Genomic DNA, 23,601 nt, shown 5'->3' on the forward strand with positions numbered 1-23,601 from the left:
CCTCACGTCTGTTCGGTAGAGGTGTAGCACCCCGGGGCAGGCACGACAAGACATCGGATCCGTCGCCTTGCGAAAGGGCTTCGATTCGAGGGGGCCGGTCATGGGGGCGCGGGAGCCCGTACGCGCCAGGGTGAGCGGGCCCGGGCGGGAGTGTGCCCGGCGCAAAGAACCGCAGGTGGCAGGCGGTGGGGGCGTAGCCCGCCGTCGGTCGCCCGACGCGAGCGAAGGCCGGGTGGTCGCGGGCGGGCGGCGCTTCCCCGGCCTGTAGGGGCGCCAGTGCGTCGGGGGTACCTGCCGCGGACGGGAAGGCCGCTCCCGGCGCCATGTCGCCGCGACGGAAAGGGGCCCCGGGTGCCATGTCGCGATGACGGCAAGGGCCCCGGGCGCCATGTCGCCATGACGGCAAGGGGTCCGGGCGCCGTGCCGCCGCGACGGAACGGCCCTCGGTGCCGCGTCGTCACGGGAGGCCGCCTACCCGTTCGGCGACCTTCCGTGGCGAGCTGCGCCCAGGGAGCCGTGGGCCGCGCGGGGCTTCGTCAGGCGGACTGGGCCAGCAGGGCCTCGGCCAGTGGCTCGTCGCAGACCAGCGCGTCCAGGTAACGGCCGCGCAGTGCGCCGAGTACGCCCCGGGCCTTCTCCGCTCCCGCGGCCAGCCCGACGACCGTACGGATCCGGCGGAGGTCGTCGAGCGACACGGCCAGCACCCGGTCCTCGACGGCGCCGCGCACCGGGTTGCCGTCCTCGTCGAAGTAGCGGGCGCAGACATCGCCCACCGGCTTCGCCTTCTCGAATGCCGCCCGGTCGCGGCGACTCAGCCGCAGTGAGTCGATGAGTGCCTCCGACGAGCCCACGCCCGCCGCTCCCACGCCCACGAACGCCAGGGACGACTTGCGGCCGGCCTCCAGTACGGAGCTGATGGAGGGCTCGGCCATCAGTGTGTCCCGGGAGGCCTTCGCCTCCAGCAGGGCGGGCGCGTGCAGACGCCGGAAGGTCGCGCCGAGCCGGTCCGCGAGGTCTCGTACCAGCTCCTCACCCATGATCTCCGAGGCCACCGAGGACAGCCCGCCGACCAGAGGGAGTACCTCGACGGGAATGGCGCGGTCGGAGTGAACGGCCCGCACCATCGCCTGCAGGGTCCGCCCCCAGGACAGTGAGATGCCGTCGCCGGGTCGCGCCATGTCCAGCAGCCAGTCCGCGGCGAGTTCGCCCACCTTGGGCAGCACTTCCTCGTCGGAGCGGACGGCGGCCACCCGGCACGCGGTGAGCTTGAAGGTGCGGAGCAGCTCCTCCTCCAGGTCCACCTCGCGTCCGGCGGGATCGTTGATCCGGATCTCGACGATTCCCTGCTCCCGGGCGGCGGCCAGGATGCGTGAGACATTGGAGCGGCTCACGCCGAGCGCGCTGGCGACTTCCTGCTGCGAGCAGTTGTCCTGGTAGTAGAGCCGTGCGGCCTTCACCAACAGGTCGCGCTCGCGGGACGCCGGCATTCCCCCACCCCTCTCGCACAGCTGCTTCGTCACATCTGCCCAAATTCTTGCACAGCCGACCAGCGAGCGATGCCGCACATACGGACGGCCTCCGGCAACTTCCCCAACCCACCGGCGCGATGCCGCTTCCGCGTCGAGCGTCTGGACAGGGGGGACCAGCCGTGCAAACATCCTCACGTAAGTGATATCGATACGCACTTTTGTGCAGACCTCAGATCTGGAGGGCTCGTGGCCGAGAGCACGGCACCGACCGACGACGAGGATCTGGCCGCGCGCACCCTCGACACGCTGTGGAGAATCCGCCGCTTCGAGGAAGCCGTGGACGAACTCTTCGCCCGTGGGCTCATGCACGGCACGATGCATCTGTCCGTCGGCCAGGAGGCCACCGCGACGGGAGCATGTCTCGCCCTGCGACCGGACGACCTGATCTCCTCCACGCACCGAGGCCACGGTCACTGCATCGCCAAGGGCGCGGACCTGAACCGGATGATGGCGGAACTGCTGGCGAAGGAGACCGGCTACTGCGCGGGACGCGGCGGCTCCATGCACATCGCCGATGTGACCACGGGCAACCTCGGCGCCAACGGCATCGTGGCCGGCGGCATCCCCATCGCCGTCGGCGCGGCGCTCGCCCAGCGGCTGCGCGGCACCGACCGGGTCGCCGTCAGCTTCTTCGGTGACGGCGCCGCCAACGAAGGCGCCTGCCACGAGGCCATGAACATGGCCGCCATCTGGCGCCTGCCGGTCGTGTTCTTCTGCGAGAACAACCGCTACGGCATGTCCTTCTCCACCGAACGGGCCTTCGCGGTCAAGGAGATCAGCGAACGCGCCGCCGGCTACGGCATGCCCGGAGTGACCATCGACGGCAACGACGTCGACGCGGTGTACGCGGCGACCCGTGACGCCGTCACACGTGCCCGCTCCGGTGAGGGCCCCACCTTCATCGAGGCGGTCACCTATCGCTGGAAGGGCCACAGCAAGAGCGACCAGAACCTCTACCGCACCAGGGACGAGATCGAGGAGTGGCGCGCCCGCGACCCGATCAGCCGCTTCGAGCGAGCGGCCACCGCGTCCGGCGCACTCACCGAGCGGGACGTTGAGGAGATACGCGGCCACGCACGGGACGCGGTCCGCGCCGCCGTGGAGACCGGGCTGGCCGCTCCCGATGCCCGGCCCGGCTCCCTCCTCGACGCCGTGTACGCCACGCCCGCGGGGAGTGCGTCATGACCCTCGCACCAACGAGCGACGCACCGCCCGCCACCCGCGATCTCACCTACGCCGAAGCCATACGCGAGGCACTGGCCCAGGCGATGGACGACGACCCGGACGTCTTTCTGCTCGGCGAGGACATCGGCGTGTACGGCGGGGCGTTCGGCGTGACCGGCGACCTCGTGCACCGCTACGGCACGGACCGGGTGCGGGACACGCCCATCTCCGAACTGGGCATCGTCGGCGCGGCGGTCGGTGCCGCACTGGTGGGCATGCGCCCGGTCGTCGAGATCCAGTTCTCGGACTTCACGTGCCAGGCGATGGACCAGATCGTCAACCAGGCAGCGAAGATCCACTTCATGCTGGGAGGCGCCGCGCACGTACCGATGGTGCTGCGCGCCCCGGGCGGATCCGGCACCGGTGCCGCCGCCCAGCATTCGCAGAGCCTGGAGGCGTGGTTCGCCCATGTCCCGGGACTGAAGGTCGTGATGCCCGCAACTCCCGCGGACGCCAAGGGACTTCTGCTCGCAGCCGTCGACGACCCCAATCCGGTCGTCGTACTCGAACACAAACTGCTCTACAAGCGGTCCGGGCCCGTTCCGGAACGGCCGTACCGCGTCCCCCTGAGTCAGGCCGCGGTACACCGCGAGGGCAAGGACCTGACCATCGTCGCCACCGGGGTCATGGTGTCCCGGGCCCTGGCGGCGGCGGACCGTCTCGAGGCCCAGGGCGTGACGGCCACAGTGGTCGACCCGCGGACGCTCAAGCCTCTGGACAGCGACACCGTCCTGGCGGCCGTGAAGGCCACCGGCCGTGTCCTCCTGGTCCAAGAGGCCCCGAACACCTGCGGGTTCATGGCCGAGGTGGCGGCGCTCATCGCCGGCTCCGACGCTCTGTACACCCTGCTCGCGCCGATCGCGCGACTCGGCGGCCTCGACGTACCGATTCCGTACGCACCGCAGCTGGAACGTGCGGCGGTCCCTCAGACCGAGGACATCACCGCCGCCTCTCTCGAACTGATGAAGCACTGAGGGAGAGAGCACCGATGCACGACATACCTCTCGTCATGCCGAAGATGTCCATGACGATGACCGAGGGTGAACTCGTGGCCTGGCAGGTGAAGGAGGGCGACACGGTGGCGGCCGGACAGGTCGTCTGTGTCGTCGCCACCGACAAGGTCGACATGGAGGTCGAGGCACCCGGCGGCGGAGTCATCTCCCGGCTGGCCGCCGAGCCCGGCACCGTCGTCCCCGTCGGAGAGCCGCTGGCACACATCACCGGGGAGTCCGAGGACCTGCTCGCGGGGCTGCTCCCGCTGAACGGACTGACCCCGGAGAACGGACTGACGCCGGAGAACGGGCTGCCCCCGGAGAACGGACCGTCCGCGCACCGCCCCGTATCCGGGGACCCGCCACGCGAGCCGGAGGCCCCACCCCACCCCGCGCGAGTCCTGGCCCTCCCCGGCGCTCGCCGCCGTGCCGCCGAGCGCGGCCTGAGCCTCGACTCGATCACCGGGTCCGGCCCCGGCGGTGTGGTCACCGTGCGGGACGTCAACGGTGCGGACCCCATCCGCAACGAGGACCGGGTGGCACGCAGAAGACGGGCCGCCCGGGCCAAACTCACCGAGCGGTTGCTGGACGGCGCCGCGATACCGCAGTTCACCGTCTGGCGAGCCCTGGACCTCGACCTGCTCGCGCGAATGAGAGAAGGGCGGGGGCTGTCCTGGACGACGCTCCTCCTGCGCGCACTGGCCACCGCGGTGCGGGACAACCCGGTCTTCGCCCAGAACACGTACGACACCACCACCCACCCCCACGTGGTGCTCTCCCTCGCCGTGGACAGCGTCCACGGCCTGCTGACCCCGTCGTTCACCGACCCGGACCGAAGCACCGCGGACGAACTCGACGCGGAGGTCCGGCAGACCGTGGACCGCGCCCGGCGAGGCCGGATCGACCCGCCCCACCTCGTCCCCGGCTCGGTCGTCCTGGCCAATCTCGGACCCCTCGGCGCCGAACGGTTCACGGCTCCGGTCACCCCTCCTCAGGTCGCGGTCCTCACCGTGGGCGCGATCGAGGCGCGAGCCGTCGTGTCCGGCGGCGGCATCCACATCCGGACGGGGTGCACCGCGGGTCTCACCGTCGACCACCGGGTGGCCGACGGGGCGGCCGGAGCCAGGTTGCTCGGATCGCTGGCCTCCGCCGGGGCCGATCCGGAACGGCTGTTGCGGCCGTTGCCGGACAGCGAACGGGCCTCGCCGAAAAGGAGCAATGAATGATCGACACGGAAACCGAGACGTCCTATCTGGTCTGCTCGTGCGGCGGGGAGCAGCTCCATCGCCTGACGTATGTCCACGGCTGTCTGCTGACCATCACGTGCGAACAGTGCGGCAAGACCACCGAGATGCCCAGGGAGCTGGTCCTGGGACAGTACGCCCGGGACTTCCGGTGCCGCCTGTGGCGGCTGCCGGCCAAGGTGCGTTCGGGGGTGTCCGACCAGCCGGTGCACTTCCTGCTCACCCTGCCTCTGAAAATGGTCGGCAAGGTCGACCAGACGCTGAGGGAGGTCAAGCTGATCTCCCGCTCGTGACCCCTATGCCGCTCCGTACGCCGCCCATGGTCCGAGCAGGAACCCTTGTTCCGCGTCCAGGCAGACCCTTTGCCCACCGTCGCGGGCCGCGTCGGCTACTGCACCCCGTATGCCTTCTCGCACGCGTTCAGCCGGGAGTTCGGGACCCCGCCGGGGCGGTACCGGGCGGAAACTGCCTCTCACGTCGGGCGACGGTCGGCCGACCGGTCCCGCCAATAGCGGAACGTGCCCTCCGGATCCGGCAGCAGGTCCCACGGATGGTGCGTCATATGGCGGCCGATGCGGTGGAAGACGGCGGCGGCCTCGGCCTGGCGGCGGATTCGGGTCAGGGCGAAGGCGAGCACGTTGAGGTCGGCGACCGCTTCGGCGTGTGGTGCCGCGGGGGTGTGGAACCAGCCGGTCAGGGCCGCGTCGACCTCCCCGGCCGCCCGCGGCTCGTGCCAGTGGCCGCCCGCTCCGACCGCGGCGAGGGGGTCCTGCCGCAGTCGGTGGGCGACGAGTTCGACGCGGGCCGCGACGGGCAGCAGGACGAGGGGCGACCCGTACGGTGCGCGGGCGGCGCCCTGTTCGGCGAAGTCCATCATGTCGGGGACCGTTCCGTGGCCGCGCGGGGACAGATAGCGCAGCAGTCGGTGATAGGCGGTCCTGTTCCACGGGGCGCGGTCGACGGCCTCGGTCCACACCGGCACGACGTACCGGGCGGGAGCCGCGAACGCATCCAGAAGGGACAGCAGCGCCAGCCAGGGAGTGGGATCCTCGGGGCAGGCCCGCGCGGCCCGCAGACATGCCTGTTCGGCCCGGTGCGCGGCGGCCCGCCCTTCGGCCGGGGCGCGTTCCGACAGGGCGAACGCCTGCAGGACCAGCGCGTCCGCGTCGTCGGGCCGGTCGGCGATCCACCGCTGAGGGACCGCCGGGGGCAGGCTCCCCGCCAGTACGGAGATCCGGTGGACCCGACGGTCCCAGTCGCGCCCGGTGGCGCGCAGCAGTGCGGCGACCGGCTCCCAGAGGGGTCGGGTCCGGCCCGCCCCGAGGCCGTGCAGCTGCTGGGCGGGGCGCAGTTCGGTCAGGGTGACGTGCAGTGCGCGGTCGTCGAGTTCGGGCCGGGTCAGCAGGGAGGGTCGGCGTCTCAGCATCTCGGTCTCGGCAAGAGGGCGGGCAAAGGGCGCCTTTGCCCGCCCCGCGTCGGTGGTGCCGCGTGCCGTCTTTCAACAGCAGCGGCTCTGTGGGTGGTTCTCCCGGTGGTGCGTCCGCAGGACCTCGTACTCGCGACGGCTGGGCACGGGAGCGTGCGGATGCCGGCGCCGGTGCCGGTCGCAGTATCGGTCGTAATCCGCCTCGCCGGTCAGCTCGCGCAGATACCAGCGCACGGTCCGCGCCCAGTGCCGGGCGGTGCTGAGCAGGCTCCCGTGCCGGCCGTTCACGAACGAGCTCCCACCAGCGGTTCGGCGGCCTGCTCCGGGATGTCGATACGGGACTCGACGAACGGTGCCTCGGTCGTCGGCAGCGGGACGGGGGACCGTACGGCTCGTACGCACACCACCGCCGCGTTCACGATCACCACGGCGACCAGTAGCAGGAACAGGGCGATCAGCACGCCGTCGACCGTGGAGTTGGTGACGACCGTGTGCATGTCGTCGAGGGTCTTGGCGGGCGGCAGGACCTGTCCGGCGTCGATGCCGGCGGAGTACTTGTCCCGCTGGGCGAAGAAGCCGACGCGCGGGTCGTCGGAGAAGATCTTCTGCCAGCCGGCGGTGAAGGTGATCGCGACCACGAAGGCCAGCGGGATCCCCGTGACCCAGGCCCAGCGCAGCCGGCCGGACTTGATGAGCACGGTGGTGCAGACGGTGAGGGCGACGGCGGCGAGGAGCTGGTTGGCGATGCCGAAGAGCGGGAAGAGCTGGTTGATTCCGCCGAGCGGGTCGGTGGCGCCGGTGTAGAGGAAGTAGCCCCAGGCGGCCACGACGAGTCCGCTGCACAGCCAGATGCCCGGCTTCCAGTTGACCCGGCCGATCGGCTTCCAGACGTTGCCGAGCATGTCCTGGAGCATGAAGCGTCCCACCCGGGTACCCGCGTCGACCGTGGTCAGGATGAACAGCGCCTCGAACATGATCGCGAAGTGGTACCAGAAGGCCTTCATCGCCGTGCCGCCGAAGACTCCGGAGAAGATCTCCGACATGCCGACGGCCAGGGTCGGCGCCCCGCCCGAGCGGGCGATCAGCGTCTGCTCCTCCACGGCCTTGGCCGCCTGCGTCAACTGGTCGGGGCTGATGGTGAAGCCGAGGCCCGCCACCGCGTGCGACGCGGACTCGGCCGTCGTACCGAGCAGTCCGGCGGGCGCGTTCATCGCGTAGTACAGGCCGGGTTCGAGGGTGGCCGCGGCGATCAGCGCCATGATCGCGACGAACGACTCCATCTGCATGGCGCCGTAGCCGATCAGCCGGACCTGGGACTCCTTCTGGATCAGCTTCGGAGTGGTCCCGGAGGCGACCAGCGCGTGGAAGCCGGAGAGCGCGCCGCAGGCGATGGTGATGAAGAGGAAGGGGAAGAGGGATCCCGCGAAGACGGGGCCCGCTCCCGAGGAGGCGAAGTCGCTGACCGCGTCCGCGCGCATGACGGGGGCGGCCACGACGACGCCGACCGCGAGCAGCGCGATGGTGCCGATCTTCATGAAGGTGGAGAGGTAGTCGCGCGGCGCGAGCAGCATCCACACCGGCAGGACGGAGGCGACGAAGCCGTACCCGACCAGGCAGAAGACCAGGGTCGTCGGGCTGAGGGTGAAGGCGTCGGCCAGCGAGGACTCCTGGACCCAGCTGCCGCCGACGATCGCGAGCAGCAGCAGTGCCACACCGATCAGGCTGGTCTCGACGACCCGGCCCGGCCGGATCCGGTGCAGCCAGAAGCCCATGAACAGGGCGATGGGGATGGTCATGGCGACCGAGAAAGTGCCCCACGGGGAGTGGGCGAGGGCGTTGACGACGACCAGGGCCAGCACACCGAGCAGAATGATCATGATGGCGAAGACCGCGATCAGGGCAGCGGCCCCGCCCGCCCGGCCGATCTCGTCGCGAGCCATCTGCCCGAGCGAGGTGCCGTCCCGCCGCATCGACAGGAACAGCACCACCATGTCCTGCACCGCCCCGGCGAAGATCACCCCGGCCACGATCCACAACGTGCCGGGCAGATAACCCATCTGCGCCGCCAGCACGGGCCCCACCAGCGGTCCGGCTCCGGCGATCGCGGCGAAGTGGTGGCCGAGCAGCACCCGGCGGTCGGTGGGCTGGAAGTCGACGCCGTCCTCGAGCCGTTCGGCCGGGGTGGCCCGTCGGTCGTCCGGCTTCAGCACCCGGCGGACGACGAAGCGGGCGTAGAAGCGGTAGGCGATGGCGTACGAGCCGAGGGCGGCCAGCACCAGCCAGACGGCGGAGATCTCCTCGCCCCGGGCGAGCGCGAGAACACCCCAGGCGACCGCTCCCACCAGGGCGACGGCGGTCCACAGCAGGATCGACCGCGGAGTCATACGGGACGAGGCGGAGGGCGGCGGGCCCTCCGGTGTCGGGGGAGCGGATTCGGGCAGGGCTGACGTAGACATGGCGGCTCCTCACCGTGGCGGTGGTGTTGGTGGTGTCGAGCGGTACGTGCGCGTCCGCGTGCGGGGTCGGGTGAGTTCGGCGAGTTCGGGAGTGGGCGGGCGCGCGGATCAGGGATCGTGGCGGTCGTGCCTGCTCAGCGCATACGCGGCGAGCAGGCAGAGGCCGCACCCCGGCACCCAGGCGAGCTGGTACCAGTAGAAGAACGGCGTCCCCGCGAGCCGCGGGGACGCACCGGCGTACCAGGGGACCCACAGCAGTCCGGCGGCGGGCGCGAGGAGCAGTACGGCGATCGCGACGCGCCGTAGCCGGTGAAGACCAGTGGGTGCCATGCCCGGCTCTCCTCTCCCGCTTGCTGTAGGTCTGTGCAAGAGTTGCCCGCCGGCCGGAACCGGTTGACAACGAATTTCCAGAAGATTTCCCGCCGGTTTTCCGTCGTCCGTGTCATCCGGACGGGCCACCCGCGCAACTCTCCGGCGAGGGCTCAGGCACACCAAGGACGGTGACCCATGGCCGATGGCGCCATGACCGCGACGTTCCTCGCCGTGACAGGCGGAGCGTCGCTGCTCGCCGTCACCGCGCGCCGTCTGCGTCCCACCGACCGGCTGCCGTCCCTGGAGGGCTGGGCGCTGGCCGACCGGAGCCTGGGCCCCGTCTGGACCTGGATGCTGCTCGGCGGCACGATCTTCACCGCGTACACCTTCACGGCCGTACCGGGACTGGCGTACGCGAACGGGGCGCCCGCCTTCTTCGCGGTGCCGTACACGGTGATCGTCTGCCCGCTCGCCTTCGTCCTGCTGACCCGCCTGTGGGCGGTGGCCCGCCGCCACGGCTATGTCACCGTCGCCGACTTCGTGCGCGGACGGTACGGTTCGCCGCCGCTCGCCCTGGTGGTGGCGCTGACCGGGATCCTCGCGACGATGCCCTATCTGGCGCTGCAGCTGCTGGGCATCCGCGCGGTGCTCACCGCCGGGGGCGTCTACACACGGGGCGCGAGCGGCGATCTGGTGATGGTCGCGCTCTTCACGGGGCTCGCTGTGGCGACGTACCGGCACGGGCTGCGCGCGCCGACCGTCATCTCCGCGTTCAAGGCCGTGGCCGTCTTCGTCTCGCTCACCGCCGTGTGCTGGCTGGTTCTCGCACGGCTCGGCGGACCCGGCGCGGTCTTCGACCACGCGGCGCAGCGGCTCGGCGGGACGGGCGCGGCGGACTCCGCCCTGCTCCTGTCGCCCGAGCAGCAGCCCGCGTACGCCACGCTGGCCCTGGGCTCGGCACTGGCCCTGCTGATGTATCCGCATGTACTCACCGCCGGGTTCGCCGCCGACGGTCCGCGCACCCTGCGCAAGGTCTCCGTGGCCCTGCCCGCCTGGACCGGGCTGCTCGCCCTCTTCGGCTTCCTCGGCATCGCGGCACTCGCGACGGGCGTACGGGCCCCCGAGGGCGGCGCCGAGACGGCTGTACCGATGCTGGTCGACCGGCTGATGCCGGGGCCGCTGGCCGGGCTGGTGTTCGGGGCGATCACCGTGGGAGCGCTGGTTCCGGCGGCCGTGATGTCGATCGCGGCCGCGACCTGCTTCGTACGCAATGTGTACGTCGAGTACGTCCACCCCACCGCCACGCCCAAACGTCAGGTGCGCATCGCCAAGGCGGTCTCCCTCACCGCGAAGGTGGGGGCGGTCGCGTTCGTGTTCGGGCTGCGCGACCAGGACGCCATCAACCTCCAACTGCTCGGCGGCGTATGGATCCTGCAGACCTTCCCCGCCGTGGCACTCGGACTCTTCACCGGCCGGCTGCACCCCCGGGCGCTGCTGGCCGGGTGGGCCGTGGGCATGGCGGCCGGCACCTTCCTGGTGGTCCGCGAGGGGTTCTCGTCCATCGTGCCCTTCGGGAACGGCGACCAGCCGCTGGAGATCTACGCCGGACTCGCGGCCCTGCTGCTCAACCTGACCGTCGCGGTGGCCGGCACCGCGGCCCTCGAACGCTTCGGCGTCCCGCGCGGCGCCGACCTCACCGACCTACCGTCCCGCCTGACCGCCAGGCGGCGCCCCGAGACGGGAGCGAGCAACCCGTGAGACGCAGACACCACACCCCCGTGACAGTGGCGCAGGCTGCTCCGGCCGCTGTCACCGAGCCCCTCGTCCCGCAGCAGGTCACCGGCGACACGGCGATGTCCCCGCCCGCCGACGGCGAGGTGCTCTCCCCCTCGGTGAGCGATCCGGCCGAACTCGAACGGGAGGCCGCGCTGGCCCGCCTCTTCGAGCTGCACTACGCCTCGATGCTGCGCCTGGCCGTCCTGCTCGGCGCGGACGACCCGGAGAACGTGGTGGCCGAGGCGTACTACCAGATCTACCGGAAGTGGCGGCGCCTGCGGGACGAGGCGGCGGCCGAGGCGTATCTGCGCTCCACGGTGTGCAATCTGACCCGGATGCGCATCCGCCACCTCCAGGTCGCGCGCAAGCATGTCGAGAACCCGCCGAGCGAGGTCGTCGCCTCCGCCGAGAGCACGGCGCTGCTCCACGACGACCAGCGCGTACTGATCGACGCCCTGCAGCAACTGCCCGCCCGGCAGCGCGAGGCGCTGGTCCTGCGGCACTGGCTGGGGCTGAAGGAGAGCGAGATAGCCGCCGCGATGGGGATCTCCTGCGGATCGGTCAAGACACACACCGCGCGCGGCATCGCCGCCCTGACCCAGGCGATGGAGGCCCGGCGATGAACGACACCTCCCCGGACCGGACGGAACAGGACCCAACGGAACAGGACCGGACGGAACAGGCGCTGCGTGAAGCACTGGGAACGCTGGCGGGCGGGGTGCAGGCCGCGCCGGACGCCTACCGCACGGCCCGGGGCGACTGGTTGCGCCGCGAGCGCCGTCGCCGTCTCGTCCTCGCCGTCCTGATCGCCGTCGTCTTCACCCTCGCCACACTGATCGGCCTCTGGGTCCTCAACCAGACCCCGTCCCACCCGAGCGTCATCTTCTCGAACGCGGTCGCCTCCGGCGGAGGACCGGGCTCCTGGGCGCCGTGACCAGGACTGGCCGGCTGAAGATTTCAGCCCCTCCGGCGTTTGAGGAGCGGGGTCTGGGGCGGAGCCCCAGGGATGGGAATGGGTAGGGGCGGCGGGGGCGAAAACCGTGGACAGCACCCCCGGCGTGCCGGACCGGCCCGACTGATGGAGCATGCTGTGTTGAGGCCAAGGGCGGTCCGGTGACGCCGAATCGCCACCCCTCATCGGAAAGGAAGCCTCCATGGGCGAGCAGGGCAGCGAGCAGGGCGAGCGTTTCGACGTGGTCGTACTCGGAGCGGGCCCCGGCGGCTACGTCGCCGCCGTCCGCGCCGCCCAGCTGGGCATGCGCGTGGCGGTCGTCGAGGAGAAGTACTGGGGCGGCGTCTGCCTGAACGTCGGCTGCATCCCCAGCAAGGCCCTGCTGCGCAACGCCGAGCTGGCGCACCTCGTCACCCGCGAGGCCAAGACCTTCGGCATCAAGGTCGAGGGGCAGGTCTCCTTCGACTACGGCGAGGCGTTCCGGCGCAGCCGGCGGGTGGCGGACGGCCGCGTCAAGGGCGTCCACTACCTGATGAAGAAGAACAAGATCACGGAGTTCAGCGGCCGCGGCACGTTCCGCGACCCGCACACGCTCGACGTGACCCTGTCCGACGGCTCCACGCAGACGATCGGCTTCGACCACTGCATCATCGCCACCGGCGCCACCCCGAAGCTGCTGCCCGGCACCCGCCGCACCTCGCGCGTGGTGACGTACGAGGAGCAGATCCTCGCCGAGGACCTGCCCCGCTCCATCGTGATCGCCGGCGCCGGCGCCATCGGCATCGAGTTCGCGTATGTGCTGCACAACTACGGGGTGAAGGTCACCGTGGTGGAGTTCCTGGACCGCGTGGCCCCGCTGGAGGACGCCGAGGTCTCCGCCGAACTGGCCAAGCAGTACCGCAAGTTGGGCATCGACGTACTCACCTCCACCCGGGTCGACTCGATCGACGAGTCCGGCCCGCAGGTCCGCGTCACGGTCACCGGCAAGGACGGCGCCCAGCAGGTCCTGGAGGCCGACAAGGTTCTGCAGGCGATCGGCTTCGCGCCGAACGTCACCGGCTTCGGCCTGGAGAACACCGGCGTGACCGTCACCGAGCGCGGCGCCATCGACGTCGACGGCCGCTGCCGCACCTCCGTCCCGCACATCTACGCCATCGGCGACGTCACCGCGAAGCTGATGCTGGCGCATGCCGCCGAGGCGATGGGAGTCATCGCGGCCGAGACGATCGCGGACGCCGAGACCATGGAACTCGACTATGTGATGATCCCGCGCGCCACCTACTGCCAGCCGCAGATCGCCAGCTTCGGCTGGACCGAGGCGCAGGCCCGTGAGCAGGGCTTCGACGTGAAGGTGGCCAAGTTCCCGTTCACCGCGAACGGCAAGGCGCACGGCCTGGGCGATGCGACCGGCTTCGTGAAGCTGATCAGCGACGCCAAGTACGGCGAGCTCATCGGCGGCCACCTCATCGGCCCCGAGGTCACGGAACTCCTGCCCGAGCTGACCCTGGCCCAGCAGTGGGACCTGACCGTCCACGAGGTGGCCCGCAACGTCCACGCCCACCCGACCCTCGGCGAGGCGGTCAAGGAGGCGGTGCACGGACTCGCCGGGCACATGATCAACATGTGAGCTACGCCGGGTGCGGCCCCTGCCGGGGAGGCCTGCCCGGCCCCAGCGAGCGCTCCCGCACGCGGTCGAGGTGTGCCGTGAAGACCTCGCGGGCGTCGGGCGTGAGCGTGCGCAGGGCGATCGCCGCGGTGATGATCACGTCGCACAGCTCCGACTGGACGTCGTCCCAGGTGTGGCTCGTGCCCTTGCGGGGGTTCTGGCCGGTGGCGCCGATGACCGCCTGGGCGACCTCGCCGACCTCCTCCGAGAGCTTCAGCATCCGCAGGAGCATGGTCTCTTGAGGGGGACGGGCCGGTTCTGCCCGTACGAGCCACTCCTGGAGGTGGCCCGCCGCCTCCCACAGGTCGTCGTCCGTGGTGGAGGCCGCCGCCGCGTCGTGATCGCTCATGGCGGCCAGCCTGCCATGCGCCCAGGCCCCTCTTATTCGTCTTCGTCGTACGGCGTCCCCTGCTCGTCGAACAACTCTCCCTGCTCACCTTCCTGCTGCCGCTGAAGCCGCTTGTTGCGCATCCCCACCACCGTCAGAGCCGCGGCCGCCGTGGTGGCCAGCGCCGCCGGGACCATCCATCCGCGGTTGGCCGTGTGACCGAGGGCGTGGTCCAGGGAGAGTCGGCCGGGGCCCGTCACGGCGAGGCCCGCCGCCGTGAGGCCCAGGCTGGCCGCGTGCTCGTAGCCGCCGCTCTGGGCGAAGAACCCGTTGGGCACGTGTACCGCGGAGGCGCCCGCCATCGCGCCGGTCGCGGCAGCTCCGGCAGCCGGTGTCGCCAGGCCCAGGGCGAGGAGCGTGCCGCCGCCCGTCTCCGCCAGGCCCGACGCGACCGCGCTCGCCCTGCCGGGCTTGTACCCGACAGACTCCATGAACTCGCCGGTGCCCGAGATCCCGCCCCCGCCGAACCAGCCGAAGAGCTTCTGCGTCCCGTGCGCCGCCAGCACCCCGCCCACGCCGAGTCGGAGCAGCAGCAGTCCCAGATCACGTCGGTCGAAAGCCGTCACGGTTCTCGTCACTCCTCGAACGGTCCTGTACGTCGCACACATCGCACACATCGCACGCACTCGCGCACATCTCGTACGTCCCCGTGTGCCCACGGTCGCACCGAACAGTCGCCCGAGCCTCTGCCCGCCGCCGTTCGAGTGGCGGGGGGAGATCAGCAGTTTCCGCGCCCGCTCTTGCCTTCGTGTGCGCTCCAGCTCATAGCGTCCACCGGCATGGAGAACATCGAGTACAGGACACTGGGCCGCAGCAACATCGAGATCAGCGCTCTGGGTTTCGGCTGCTGGGCCATCGGGGGTGAGTGGCAGTCCACCGACGGGCAGCCCCTGGGCTGGGGCAAGGTCGACGACGAGGAGTCCGTACGGGCGATTCGGCGCGCGCTCGACCTCGGTGTGACCTTCTTCGACACGGCGGACGCCTACGGCACGGGACACAGCGAGCGCGTGCTCGGCCGAGCTCTCGGCAAGCGCCGTACGGACGTCGTCGTCGCCACGAAGTGGGGCAACCTCTTCGACGAAGCGACCCGCACGCGGGTGGGCCAGGACGACACGCCCGCGCATGCCCGCCGGGCGCTGACCGCATCGCTGAAACGCCTCGGCACCGACTACGTCGACCTCTACCAACTGCACATCTCCGAGGCCGACGTGGAGCGTGCCGCCCAACTGCGCGACTCCTGCGAGGAGTTCGTGCGCGAGGGACTCATCCGCGCGTACGCCTGGAGCACCGACGACCCGGAGCGGGCCGCCGTCTTCGCGCAGGGGCCGCACTGTACGGCCGTACAGCACCGCCTCAACGTGCTCCAGGACGCACCCGAAATGCTCGCGCTCTGCGAGGAGTCGGGGCTCGCGAGCATCAACCGCAGCCCGCTCGCGATGGGGCTGCTGACGGGCAGGCGCGCCGCCGGTCAGCCACTGGAGGCCGGGGACATCCGCAACGCCCCGCCCGCCTGGCTGCCGGGGTTCTCACGGGGTGAGGGTGCCGACCCCGAGTGGCTGGGGCGCGTCGACGGCCTGCGCTCCGTGCTCACCAGCGAGGGCCGCACGCTCGCCCAGGGCGCCCTCGCCTGGCTGTGGGCCCGCAGCCCGCGCACGATCCCCATCCCGGGCTTCCGCTCGGTCGCCCAGGCGGAGGAGAACGCCGGGGCACTCGCCCAAGGGCCGCTCACCGCTGGGCAGTTGACCGAGATCGACGACATCCTGGGGCGCTGATCCGCCCGTCCCTCGTTGTGGGGCAGCCGTTCCGGGGCCCGGGTCGTCCCGCGGTCCCACGCGGGATCCCTCCCACCCGTACGGCCCGGAACGGCTGCCGCCTTCCCCCCTCGAGTGTGGCCAAGGAAGCGCTGTGTTGTGCTCCAAGTGTGAAGTTCTCGTGGAGAGGGACTGAGCATATGCGCGCCACCGGCCGGAATGGAGCGGAAGCGAGCAATCCGCTTGTGCAGGTTGACGGAGGTCAGCCCCGGCCGATGAACGGCATCGTGGTCGCGAGCACCGTCGCGAACTGCACATTCGCCTCCAGCGGGAGTTCCGCCATGTGCCGCACGGTACGGGCCACATCGGCGACGTCCATCACGGGTTCCGGAACCACTTCCCCGTTCGCCTGCAGGGCTCCCGTCCGCATGCGCTCGGTCATATCGGTCGCCGCGTTGCCGATGTCGATCTGACCGCAGGCGATCCGATAGGGGCGGCCGTCCAGGGACAGTGACTTGGTGAGGCCCGTCAGCGCGTGCTTGGTCGCCGTGTACGCGGCCGACCGCGGGCGGGGCGTATGGGCCGAGATCGAGCCGTTGTTGATGATCCGGCCGCCCTGCGGATCCTGCTCCTTCATCTGCCGGAACGCCGCCTGCGCGCACAGGAACGCGCCGTCGAGGTTCGTGCCGACCACATGGCGCCAGGCGTCGTAGGGCAGCTCCTCGAACGGGACGCCGCCCGGCCCGAACGTGCCCGCGTTGTTGAAGAGCAGATCGAGCCGGCCGAACCGCTCGCGCACGGCGGCGAAGAGTCCGGCCACGTCATCGGGGTGTGAGACGTCGGCGCGTACACAGAGGGAGGCCCCCTCGTCCGCCAGGGCCGCCGTCTCCTCCAGCCGTTCCGCGCGCCGGCCCGCAAGCGCCACGGACCAGCCGCCGCGCAGGAGTTCCACGGCCACGGCGCGGCCGATGCCGGACCCCGCACCGGTGACCACCGCGATCTTCGTTTCCTTGTCGTTCATGGCCTCGCAGCGTACGTGAGGGCCTGCCACGCGGAACTCATCCATCCGACATCTTGCTGTTGTGTACACGACGGGCTGCCGTCGACGCCTGCCACTCCAATGCCATATACAACAACCGCCAGGGGAGGGCCAGATGACACCCGCAGCTCATCCGACACCGTCGCCGCAGCACGCCCCTTCGCAGCACGCCCCTTCGCGACCCATCCCGTCGCAGTACACCCCTTCGCGCCACGCCCCCGAACTCCGCGCCGCCGCCCGTCACCTCGGTCGCCGCCGCTTCTTCACCGTCACCGGCGCGGCCGCCGCCCTCGCCTTCGCCACGAATCTGCCGACCGCGGGCGTGGCCGCCGCCGCGGAACTCGACGCGGCGAAGATCACCGAGAATCCCTTCACCCTCGGCGTCGCTTCCGGCGACCCGCTGCCCGGCTCCGTGCTGCTGTGGACGCGCCTCGCGCCCGCCCCGTTCCAGGCCGACTCCGGCCTGCCCCGGCAACGTGTCACCGTCCAGTGGGAACTGGCCCACGACGCCAAGTTCCGCCGGATCGCCAGACGAGGCGCCACCGACGCGCACCCCGAGTTCCACCACACCGTGCACGTCGAGGTGGGCGACCTCGCCCCCGACCGCGTCTACTACTACCGCTTCCGCACGGGCAGTTGGATCAGCGAGACCGGCCGCACCCGCACCGCGCCCGCGACCGCGGCCCGCGTCGCCGACCTGACGCTGGCCGCGGTCTCCTGCCAGGCCTACCACGACGGGTACTTCACCGCGTACGGCCATCTCGCCGAGGACGACGTCGACGTGGTCTTCCACCTCGGCGACTACCTCTACGAGTACGCGGTCAACTCCGTCGGCGGCGCCCGCAACTACACCGACCGCACGCTGCCAGACCTGTTCAACCGCGAGACCGTGACCCTGGAGGAGTACCGCCTGCGGTACGCCCTCTACAAGTCCGACCCCGATCTGCGGGCCGCGCACGCCGCGCACCCCTTCGTCGTCACCTGGGACGACCACGAGACCGAGAACAACTACGCGGACGACATTCCCGAGAACGACGTGCCGCCGGAGGAGTTCCTGCTGCGCCGCGCCGCCGCGTACCGCGCCTACTGGGAGAACCAGCCGCTGCGCCGCCCCCAGCGGCCCGAGGGCCCCGACATGCAGCTCTACCGGCGGCTGCGCTGGGGCCGGCTCGCGCAGTTCGACATCCTCGACACCCGGCAGTACCGCACCGATCAGGCGAACGGCGACGGCTGGCAGACGCCCACGCCCGAGTCCGAGGCCGAGTCGCAGACGCTGCCCGGGCTCACCCAGGAGCGCTGGCTGACCGACGGCTGGAAGCAGTCGAACGCGCTGTGGAACGTCGTCCCGCAGCAGGTCGTCTTCGCCCGCCGCAACAACGCCGCCGCCGGCAACACCACCCTCAGCATGGACTCCTGGGACGGCTACCCCGCCTCCCGGGAGCGTCTCCTCGCGGGCGCCGAAGCGGCCGGTGTGGAGAACCTGATGGTGCTCACCGGCGATGTCCACGTGTCGTACGGCTTCGACATCAAGCGTGACTTCGCCGACCAGAACTCCCGCACGATGGGCACGGAGATCGTCACCACGTCGATCAGCAGCGGCAAGGACGGTGCCGCGCGGCCGGCCAACTGGGCCGGCTATCTGGCCGCCAACCCGCACATGAAGCACTACAACGGGCAGCGCGGCTATGTGACGGTCGCCCTGGGGCAGAGCGCGGCGAACGTGGACTTCAAGACGGTGGGCGCGGTGACGACGCCCGGGGCGTCGATCACCACGGCCGCGTCCTTCGTGACCGAGGTGGGGGAGCAGGGGCTCAAGCCGGCGTAGGTGCTCCGCTGAGAGAACCGGGGTGCTGCGGGTGGTTTGCCGACTGCGGGCCGGTCGTGGCTGGTCGCGCAGTTCCCCGCGGTCCTTCCGGGGCGTCGTCGACTTCGCCGGGATAGCGGACGCCGATGCGGTCCCGTACCGCGTCGAGCGTCCGCATCACGGCGAGGGTGCCGTCCAGCGGGACGAGCGGCGACTCGGTCTCGCCGGCGCGCAGACAGCGCATGACCTCCCTGGCCTCGTGCTTGAGGCTGGAGCGCGGGCCGTGTGCCGGGTCGGCCGCGAACTCCTCCGCGTCGCGGCCGTCCCGGTGCAGCACGAAGCGGTCGGGGTAGAAGAAGCCGGACGGAACGTCGATACGGCCCCCGGACCCGGTGACCGAGGCGGAGACGGACGTACCGCCGACGAGTGAGCAGTGCAACGAAGCGAGAGCGCCGCTCTCCCAGGAGAGCAGCATTCCCGTCTGGAGATCGACGCTCTCCTCGGAGAGCACCGCTCGCGCCATGATCTCCGAGGGCTCCCCGAGCAGCAGCTGCGCGAACGACACCGGATAGACGCCGAGATCGAGCAGCGCGCCGCCGCCCTGCGCCCGGTCGCGCAGCCGGTGCGTGGGAGGGAAGGGCCCGGACAGCCCGAAGTCGGCCTGCACCGAACGGACTTCACCGATCGCCCCGTCGTCGATCAGGTCCTTCATCCGCCGGATCAGCGGGTTGCAGTACATCCACATGGCCTCCATCAGGAAGCTGTCGCGCTCCTTCGCGAGGGCGACCAGTTCCCTCGCCTCGCGCGTGTTGAGCGTGAACGCCTTCTCGCACAGCACGTTGCGCCCCGCCTCCAGGCACAGGCCGGCCGCGGCCCGGTGCGCCGAGTGCGGTGTCGCGACGTACACGACATCGACGTCCTCGTCCCGCGCGAGGGCGTCCCACTCGCCGTACGCCCGGGGTATCCCGAAGCGGTCCGCGAAGTTCTTCGCCGACTCCTCGGTCCGCGAGGCCACCGCGACGACCTCGGCGTCCGGCAGATCCACCAGATCCGCCGTGAACGCCGCCGCGATACCTCCGGTCGCCAGCACACCCCAGCGCACGCGTCCCCCGTCTCGGCGCCGCTCGTCCGGGGGCACCCCCATCTCCGCCATCCCGACCCTCGCTCCCTGTTCAGGCGGTCCATCCGCCCGACCACCGTGTCCGAGCTGAGAGCATAGGTGGCGGATTCAACGGACAGGAGGGGCACATGCCCGAGCAGGGCAGCACCAGGCGGGACCAGGACGGCCTGGAAGGTCACATATCGGGTCACATATCGGGACAGGCGTCGGGGCGTCTGTCAGGCCATCTGTCGAGCGGCGCGGCGACAGCGGGGCCGGCGACTCCCGCGGCCGCACGGGACCCTTCGCCGGGCGCGAATCCACCCGGCGGCGCCCGCCGTTCGGCGGGGCTGCTCGTCACCCTCACCCTCGGCGGGCTCACCGCGGTACCCCCGCTGTCCATGGACATGTACCTCCCGGCGCTCCCGCAGGTCACCGACTCGCTGCACGCGGCCGCCGCCACCGTGCAGTTGACGCTCACCGCGTGCCTCGCCGGGATGGCACTCGGTCAGTTGGTCATCGGGCCGATGAGCGACAAATGGGGGCGAAGACGGCCGTTGATCGCCGGGCTGCTCGTCTACATCGTCGCCACCGCCGTCTGCGCGATCGCGCCCACCATCGAGCTGCTCGTCGCGTTCCGGCTGCTCCAGGGGCTCGCGGGCTCGGCCGGGATCGTCATCTCGCGGGCCGTCGTACGAGACCTGTACGACGGTACGGACATGGCGCGATTCTTCTCCACACTCATGCTGATCGCCGGGGTCGCGCCGATCGTGGCGCCGCTCATCGGCGGGCAGGTGCTGCAAGTCACCGACTGGCGGGGCGTCTTCTACATCCTGACGGGCGTCGGGATCGCGCTGACCGCCTTCGTCTGGCGGCTGCTGCCGGAGACGCTCGCGCCCGAGCGGCGGCACGGCGGCGGCGTGGCCCAGGCCCTGCGCACCATGCGCGGCCTGCTCTCGGACCGCCCCTTCACCGGCTACATGCTCACCGGCGGCTTCGCCTTCGCCGCGCTCTTCGCGTACATCTCCGCCTCGCCGTTCGTGATCCAGGAGATCTACGGCGCCTCCCCGCAGACGTACGGCATCCTCTTCGGCGTCAACTCGATCGGCCTGGTGGCCGTCAGCCAGGTCAACGGCAAGATCCTCGTCGGCCGCGTCAGCCTCGACAAGACGCTCTCCGTCGGCCTCGCCGTGATCACCTGCGCCTCGGCCGCGCTGCTCCTGATGGCCACCGGCGTCTTCGGGGAAGTGGGCCTCGTCCCCATCGCCGCCGGCCTGTTCGTCCTGATGTCCGCGATGAGCCTGTGCATGCCCAACACCAACGCGCTCGCCCTCACCCGCGCCCCGCACGCCGCGGGAAGCGCCTCCGCCCTGCTCGGCACCTCCTCCTTCCTCGTCGGCGCGATCGCCTCCCCCCTCGTGGGTATCGCCGGGGAGCACACGGCCGTCCCGATGGCCGTCGTCCAACTGGCGTGCGCACTGGTGGCCGTCGGCTGCTTCATGGGACTGTGCCGTCCGTGGCAGAGGCAGGCGGACGAGAAGGGAGCAGGCAGCTGAGCGCGCCGAGACTGCGCCCCGGCACACCGGAACGTGCCGGGCTCGACCCCGACGAACTGGCACATCTCGTACGGCAGGTCCACGAGCTCACCGACGGGGACCGGCCCTGGGCCGCGGGGGCCGTGGTGGTCGCGGGGCGCGGCCCCGTGATCGCCGCCGAGGAGGCGGCGGGCTGGGCGGTGCGGTACTCCGCGTACGACGAGGAGGCGGACCGCGGCATCGAACTGCCGCTCAAGGCCTGGGTGCCGATGAGCGTGCACACGCCCTTCGATCTGGCGTCCCTCACGAAACTCTTCACGAGCGTCGCCGCCGTGCAGCAGCTGGAGCGCGGCACGCTCGGCATCGACGCGCGCGTGGCGGCGTACCTGCCGGACTTCACCGCGGCGGCCGACCACGGCATCACCGTACGGCAGCTGCTCACCCACACCTCCGGACTGCGGCCCGAACTCCCGCTGTACGACTGTCCGAGCGGCGCGGCACGGCTCGCCCTGCTGCGGGCGGAGGAGCCCGTGACGGAGCCGGGCGGGGCGTACGGGTACTCGGACCTCAACATGCTGCTCCTCCAGCACATGCTGGAGCGGATCACCGGGCGGCCGCTCGACGTCCTCGTACGGGACGGGATCACCCGGCCGCTCGGGATGGCGGCCACCGGGTTCGGACCGAGGCCGGGCGCGGCCGCCACGGAGGACCAGCGCAAACCCTGGGCCAAGGCGGACCGCGGGATGCTGCGCGGCGAGGTCCACGACGAGAACGCGTGGGCGCTCGGCGGCGTCGCGGGCCACGCCGGCCTCTTCTCCACCGCCCGTGACCTGGCCGTCTTCTGCCGCACGCTGCTCGCGGGCGGCTCCTACGGCACCGCTCGTATCCTCGGCCCCGACATCGTCGAACTCCTCCTCGCCCCACCCGGCCTCGGCTTCATGGTCGACCAGCCGTGGTTCATGGGAGGTCTGGCCGGTCACGGTGCGGCGGGCCATGCCGGATTCACGGGTACGTCACTGGTCCTCGACCCGGCGACGGACACGTTCCTGGTGCTGCTGGCGAACGCCGTGCATCCGCGGCGCCGGGGGCCGGACAGCGGCCCGCGGGCGGCGGCGGGGACGCGACTGGCCCGGGCGGTTCGCGGTGCGTGAGCGGTGCGCGAGCGGTGCGCCGGCCGTGCGTGAGCGGTGCTCTCGTCTGTGATCGACGCTCACGTCCCGTGGCGTCTGGCGGCGTCTTGTGGCCCGTAGACTCCTCGCGTGAACGCCCCTGTTTCCCCAGCCGAGACCCTGCGGGCGGCCCTGGCGGGGCTGCTGGACGGGGTGCCGCCGAAGGCGGCCTCCCAGGCCGTCGAGCGGCTGATCTCCCACTACCGCGGCACCACCCCGACCGACGCCCCCATCCTCCGTGACCGCGCGGACGTGGCCGCGTACGCCGCGTACCGGATGCCCGCGACCTTCGAAGCGGTGTGCTCCGCGCTGGACGCCTTCGCGGACGCCGTGCCGGACTGGGCGCCCGGCAGTCACATCGACGTGGGCGGTGGGACGGGGGCGGCGACCTGGGCGGCGGCCGCGACCTGGGGCGAAGTGCGGGCGGTGACCGTGCTCGACTGGGCGGAGCCCGCGCTGGCCCTCGGGCGTGAACTCGCCGCGCAGAACCCGCTGTTGAAGTCCGCCGAGTGGCGCCGCTCTCGTATCGGAGCGGCGCTCACGCTCGAGAGCGCTGATCTGGTGACGGTGTCGTACGTCCTCGGCGAGCTGACCGATGCCGACCGTGTCTCCGTGGTCGACGCCGCCGCGGCCGCCGCCCAGGCTGTCGTGGTCGTCGAGCCCGGCACCCCCGACGGCTACGCGCGCGTCATCGCCGCCCGCGACCGCCTGATCGACGCCGGTTTCCGCGTCGCCGCCCCCTGTCCGCACAGCGCCGCCTGCCCCATCGTGCCCGGTGAGGACTGGTGCCACTTCTCCGCCCGTGTCAGCCGTTCCTCGCTGCACCGGCAGGTCAAGGGCGGCTCACTGGCGTACGAGGACGAGAAGTTCAGCTATGTCGCCGCCACGCGCTTCCCGGTGACTCCGGCCCCCGCCCGTGTGGTCCGGCGGCCGCAGATCCGCAAGGGGCAGGTACTTCTCGATCTCTGCGAGGCGGAGGAGCGCCTGCGCCGCGAAACGGTGACGAAGCGTCACGGTCCCCTCTACCGGGTGGCTCGCGACGCGGACTGGGGCGACGGGTGGCCCCCGGCGGTGGGGTAGCGCGCGTGCGGTGGGCTGGGCCGGGCTTTGTTCGCCCCCGCCGCCCCTACCCGTCCCATCCTTCTGGGGCTCCGCCCCAGACCCCGCCAGGGGGCTCTGCCCCCTGGACCCCCGCTCCTCAAACGCCGGAGGGGCTGATTTTCAGCCCGTCCGGCGTTT

At 71.4% G+C, this 23,601-nt stretch carries 22 protein-coding genes and 1 pseudogene; 14 read left to right on the forward strand and 9 right to left on the reverse strand.

Annotated elements, in window-relative coordinates:
* Nucleotides 1–536 precede the first annotated feature (536 nt).
* Entirely contained in the window at nucleotides 537–1,487 is a 951-nt protein-coding gene (locus FE633_RS05065; RefSeq protein ID WP_138043843.1) for a sugar-binding transcriptional regulator, read from the reverse strand.
* Nucleotides 1,488–1,715: 228 nt separating this feature from the next.
* Between FE633_RS05065 and FE633_RS05070 the strand changes: the two genes are divergently transcribed.
* The 5 genes and pseudogenes from FE633_RS05070 to FE633_RS48085 all read left to right on the forward strand — a co-directional run.
* A complete protein-coding gene (locus tag FE633_RS05070) occupies nucleotides 1,716–2,714 on the forward strand; it encodes a thiamine pyrophosphate-dependent dehydrogenase E1 component subunit alpha (RefSeq protein WP_246113418.1) in 999 nt (332 codons plus the stop codon).
* Entirely contained in the window at nucleotides 2,711–3,727 is a 1,017-nt protein-coding gene (locus FE633_RS05075) for an alpha-ketoacid dehydrogenase subunit beta (RefSeq protein ID WP_138043845.1), read from the forward strand. Before FE633_RS05070 ends, FE633_RS05075 begins: the two co-directional genes overlap by 4 nt.
* Nucleotides 3,728–3,741: 14 nt before the next feature.
* Nucleotides 3,742–4,971 carry a dihydrolipoamide acetyltransferase family protein gene (locus FE633_RS05080; protein WP_138043846.1) on the forward strand — a complete coding sequence of 410 codons (1,230 nt, stop codon included), beginning with the start codon at nucleotides 3,742–3,744 and terminating at the stop codon, nucleotides 4,969–4,971.
* Complete coding sequence (locus FE633_RS05085) at nucleotides 4,968–5,282, forward strand: hypothetical protein (RefSeq protein WP_138043847.1); 315 nt, start codon at nucleotides 4,968–4,970, stop codon at nucleotides 5,280–5,282. Before FE633_RS05080 ends, FE633_RS05085 begins: the two co-directional genes overlap by 4 nt.
* A gap of 45 nt (nucleotides 5,283–5,327) precedes the next feature.
* A pseudogene (locus FE633_RS48085) lies at nucleotides 5,328–5,501 on the forward strand (AraC family transcriptional regulator); the annotation flags it as partial.
* On the opposite strand, the gene FE633_RS05090 reads toward FE633_RS48085, so the two are convergent.
* The 4 genes from FE633_RS05090 to FE633_RS05105 all read right to left on the reverse strand — a co-directional run bounded on the left by FE633_RS05090 (nucleotide 5,462) and on the right by FE633_RS05105 (nucleotide 9,201).
* Nucleotides 5,462–6,415 carry a hypothetical protein gene (locus tag FE633_RS05090; RefSeq protein ID WP_138043848.1) on the reverse strand — a complete coding sequence of 318 codons (954 nt, stop codon included), beginning with the start codon at nucleotides 6,413–6,415 and terminating at the stop codon, nucleotides 5,462–5,464. The pseudogene FE633_RS48085 and the gene FE633_RS05090 sit on opposite strands and share 40 nt — an antisense overlap.
* A 72-nt stretch (nucleotides 6,416–6,487) precedes the next feature.
* On the reverse strand, nucleotides 6,488–6,703 hold the full coding sequence (locus FE633_RS05095) for a YbdD/YjiX family protein (RefSeq protein WP_246113419.1): 216 nt from the start codon (nucleotides 6,701–6,703) through the stop codon (nucleotides 6,488–6,490).
* Nucleotides 6,700–8,871 (reverse strand): carbon starvation CstA family protein, encoded by a 2,172-nt coding sequence (locus tag FE633_RS05100; protein ID WP_138043849.1) that lies wholly within the window; start codon nucleotides 8,869–8,871, stop codon nucleotides 6,700–6,702. The genes FE633_RS05095 and FE633_RS05100 overlap by 4 nt, the downstream gene beginning before the upstream one ends.
* Before the next feature lie 108 nt (nucleotides 8,872–8,979).
* The gene (locus tag FE633_RS05105; protein ID WP_138043850.1) at nucleotides 8,980–9,201 is read right to left on the reverse strand and encodes a DUF3311 domain-containing protein; all 222 of its coding nucleotides are present in this window, start codon (nucleotides 9,199–9,201) and stop codon (nucleotides 8,980–8,982) included.
* A gap of 177 nt (nucleotides 9,202–9,378) precedes the next feature.
* On the opposite strand from FE633_RS05105, the gene FE633_RS05110 reads away from it, so the two are divergent.
* From FE633_RS05110 to lpdA, 4 genes are all read left to right on the forward strand, one after another.
* Complete coding sequence (locus FE633_RS05110) at nucleotides 9,379–10,941, forward strand: sodium:solute symporter family protein (protein ID WP_138043851.1); 1,563 nt, start codon at nucleotides 9,379–9,381, stop codon at nucleotides 10,939–10,941.
* Nucleotides 10,938–11,582, forward strand: coding sequence for a SigE family RNA polymerase sigma factor (locus tag FE633_RS05115; RefSeq protein ID WP_138043852.1), 645 nt, complete (start codon nucleotides 10,938–10,940; stop codon nucleotides 11,580–11,582). Before FE633_RS05110 ends, FE633_RS05115 begins: the two co-directional genes overlap by 4 nt.
* Entirely contained in the window at nucleotides 11,579–11,893 is a 315-nt protein-coding gene (locus FE633_RS05120; protein WP_138043853.1) for a hypothetical protein, read from the forward strand. The genes FE633_RS05115 and FE633_RS05120 overlap by 4 nt, the downstream gene beginning before the upstream one ends.
* A gap of 220 nt (nucleotides 11,894–12,113) precedes the next feature.
* Nucleotides 12,114–13,538, forward strand: a complete 1,425-nt coding sequence (lpdA, locus tag FE633_RS05125) for a dihydrolipoyl dehydrogenase (protein ID WP_138043854.1) — start codon at nucleotides 12,114–12,116, stop codon at nucleotides 13,536–13,538.
* Between the two features lies 1 nt (nucleotide 13,539).
* Here the strand turns inward: lpdA and FE633_RS05130 are convergent, their stop codons facing one another.
* Together FE633_RS05130 and FE633_RS05135 are read right to left on the reverse strand one after the other, a co-directional pair.
* Nucleotides 13,540–13,926 carry a MazG-like family protein gene (locus tag FE633_RS05130; RefSeq protein WP_138043855.1) on the reverse strand — a complete coding sequence of 129 codons (387 nt, stop codon included), beginning with the start codon at nucleotides 13,924–13,926 and terminating at the stop codon, nucleotides 13,540–13,542.
* A gap of 32 nt (nucleotides 13,927–13,958) precedes the next feature.
* Complete coding sequence (locus FE633_RS05135; protein WP_138043856.1) at nucleotides 13,959–14,531, reverse strand: DoxX family protein; 573 nt, start codon at nucleotides 14,529–14,531, stop codon at nucleotides 13,959–13,961.
* A gap of 213 nt (nucleotides 14,532–14,744) precedes the next feature.
* Here FE633_RS05135 and FE633_RS05140 point away from each other — a divergent pair, with 213 nt between their 5' ends.
* On the forward strand, nucleotides 14,745–15,737 hold the full coding sequence (locus tag FE633_RS05140; protein WP_138043857.1) for an aldo/keto reductase: 993 nt from the start codon (nucleotides 14,745–14,747) through the stop codon (nucleotides 15,735–15,737).
* A 241-nt stretch (nucleotides 15,738–15,978) separates the two neighbouring features.
* Here FE633_RS05140 and FE633_RS05145 read toward each other — a convergent pair whose 3' ends face one another.
* Nucleotides 15,979–16,737 carry an SDR family oxidoreductase gene (locus tag FE633_RS05145; RefSeq protein WP_138043858.1) on the reverse strand — a complete coding sequence of 253 codons (759 nt, stop codon included), beginning with the start codon at nucleotides 16,735–16,737 and terminating at the stop codon, nucleotides 15,979–15,981.
* 133 nt (nucleotides 16,738–16,870) lie between these two features.
* On the opposite strand from FE633_RS05145, the gene FE633_RS05150 reads away from it, so the two are divergent.
* Nucleotides 16,871–18,580 carry an alkaline phosphatase D family protein gene (locus FE633_RS05150; protein ID WP_138043859.1) on the forward strand — a complete coding sequence of 570 codons (1,710 nt, stop codon included), beginning with the start codon at nucleotides 16,871–16,873 and terminating at the stop codon, nucleotides 18,578–18,580.
* Here FE633_RS05150 and FE633_RS05155 read toward each other — a convergent pair.
* Complete coding sequence (locus FE633_RS05155; RefSeq protein ID WP_246113420.1) at nucleotides 18,567–19,712, reverse strand: Gfo/Idh/MocA family protein; 1,146 nt, start codon at nucleotides 19,710–19,712, stop codon at nucleotides 18,567–18,569. The genes FE633_RS05150 and FE633_RS05155 overlap by 14 nt on opposite strands.
* Nucleotides 19,713–19,807: 95 nt before the next feature.
* On the opposite strand from FE633_RS05155, the gene FE633_RS05160 reads away from it, so the two are divergent.
* The 3 genes from FE633_RS05160 to FE633_RS05170 all read left to right on the forward strand — a co-directional run bounded on the left by FE633_RS05160 (nucleotide 19,808) and on the right by FE633_RS05170 (nucleotide 23,442).
* A complete protein-coding gene (locus tag FE633_RS05160; RefSeq protein ID WP_138043860.1) occupies nucleotides 19,808–21,214 on the forward strand; it encodes a Bcr/CflA family multidrug efflux MFS transporter in 1,407 nt (468 codons plus the stop codon).
* On the forward strand, nucleotides 21,166–22,344 hold the full coding sequence (locus tag FE633_RS05165) for a serine hydrolase domain-containing protein (RefSeq protein WP_138043861.1): 1,179 nt from the start codon (nucleotides 21,166–21,168) through the stop codon (nucleotides 22,342–22,344). The genes FE633_RS05160 and FE633_RS05165 overlap by 49 nt, the downstream gene beginning before the upstream one ends.
* Nucleotides 22,345–22,452: 108 nt before the next feature.
* Nucleotides 22,453–23,442, forward strand: coding sequence for a small ribosomal subunit Rsm22 family protein (locus tag FE633_RS05170; RefSeq protein ID WP_138043862.1), 990 nt, complete (start codon nucleotides 22,453–22,455; stop codon nucleotides 23,440–23,442).
* Nucleotides 23,443–23,601: the final 159 nt, after the last annotated feature.

It is taken from the genome of Streptomyces montanus, assembly GCF_005786655.1.
In the GTDB taxonomy this organism is placed as follows: Bacteria; Actinomycetota; Actinomycetes; order Streptomycetales; family Streptomycetaceae; genus Streptomyces; species Streptomyces sporangiiformans.

Excerpts from the sequence above, each read along its gene's own strand:
- FE633_RS05065 (WP_138043843.1), bottom strand. The coding sequence starts at position 1,487 with ATGCCGGCGTCCCGCGAGCGCGACCTGTTGGTGAAGGCCGCACGGCTC.
- FE633_RS05075 (WP_138043845.1), top strand. The coding sequence starts at position 2,711 with ATGACCCTCGCACCAACGAGCGACGCACCGCCCGCCACCCGCGATCTC.
- FE633_RS05080 (WP_138043846.1), top strand. The coding sequence starts at position 3,742 with ATGCACGACATACCTCTCGTCATGCCGAAGATGTCCATGACGATGACC.
- FE633_RS05085 (WP_138043847.1), top strand. The coding sequence starts at position 4,968 with ATGATCGACACGGAAACCGAGACGTCCTATCTGGTCTGCTCGTGCGGC.
- FE633_RS05090 (WP_138043848.1), bottom strand. The coding sequence starts at position 6,415 with ATGCTGAGACGCCGACCCTCCCTGCTGACCCGGCCCGAACTCGACGAC.
- FE633_RS05100 (WP_138043849.1), bottom strand. The coding sequence starts at position 8,871 with ATGTCTACGTCAGCCCTGCCCGAATCCGCTCCCCCGACACCGGAGGGC.
- FE633_RS05105 (WP_138043850.1), bottom strand. The coding sequence starts at position 9,201 with ATGGCACCCACTGGTCTTCACCGGCTACGGCGCGTCGCGATCGCCGTA.
- FE633_RS05110 (WP_138043851.1), top strand. The coding sequence starts at position 9,379 with ATGGCCGATGGCGCCATGACCGCGACGTTCCTCGCCGTGACAGGCGGA.
- FE633_RS05120 (WP_138043853.1), top strand. The coding sequence starts at position 11,579 with ATGAACGACACCTCCCCGGACCGGACGGAACAGGACCCAACGGAACAG.
- lpdA (WP_138043854.1), top strand. The coding sequence starts at position 12,114 with ATGGGCGAGCAGGGCAGCGAGCAGGGCGAGCGTTTCGACGTGGTCGTA.
- FE633_RS05130 (WP_138043855.1), bottom strand. The coding sequence starts at position 13,926 with ATGAGCGATCACGACGCGGCGGCGGCCTCCACCACGGACGACGACCTG.
- FE633_RS05140 (WP_138043857.1), top strand. The coding sequence starts at position 14,745 with ATGGAGAACATCGAGTACAGGACACTGGGCCGCAGCAACATCGAGATC.
- FE633_RS05145 (WP_138043858.1), bottom strand. The coding sequence starts at position 16,737 with ATGAACGACAAGGAAACGAAGATCGCGGTGGTCACCGGTGCGGGGTCC.
- FE633_RS05150 (WP_138043859.1), top strand. The coding sequence starts at position 16,871 with ATGACACCCGCAGCTCATCCGACACCGTCGCCGCAGCACGCCCCTTCG.
- FE633_RS05155 (WP_246113420.1), bottom strand. The coding sequence starts at position 19,712 with ATGGCGGAGATGGGGGTGCCCCCGGACGAGCGGCGCCGAGACGGGGGA.
- FE633_RS05160 (WP_138043860.1), top strand. The coding sequence starts at position 19,808 with ATGCCCGAGCAGGGCAGCACCAGGCGGGACCAGGACGGCCTGGAAGGT.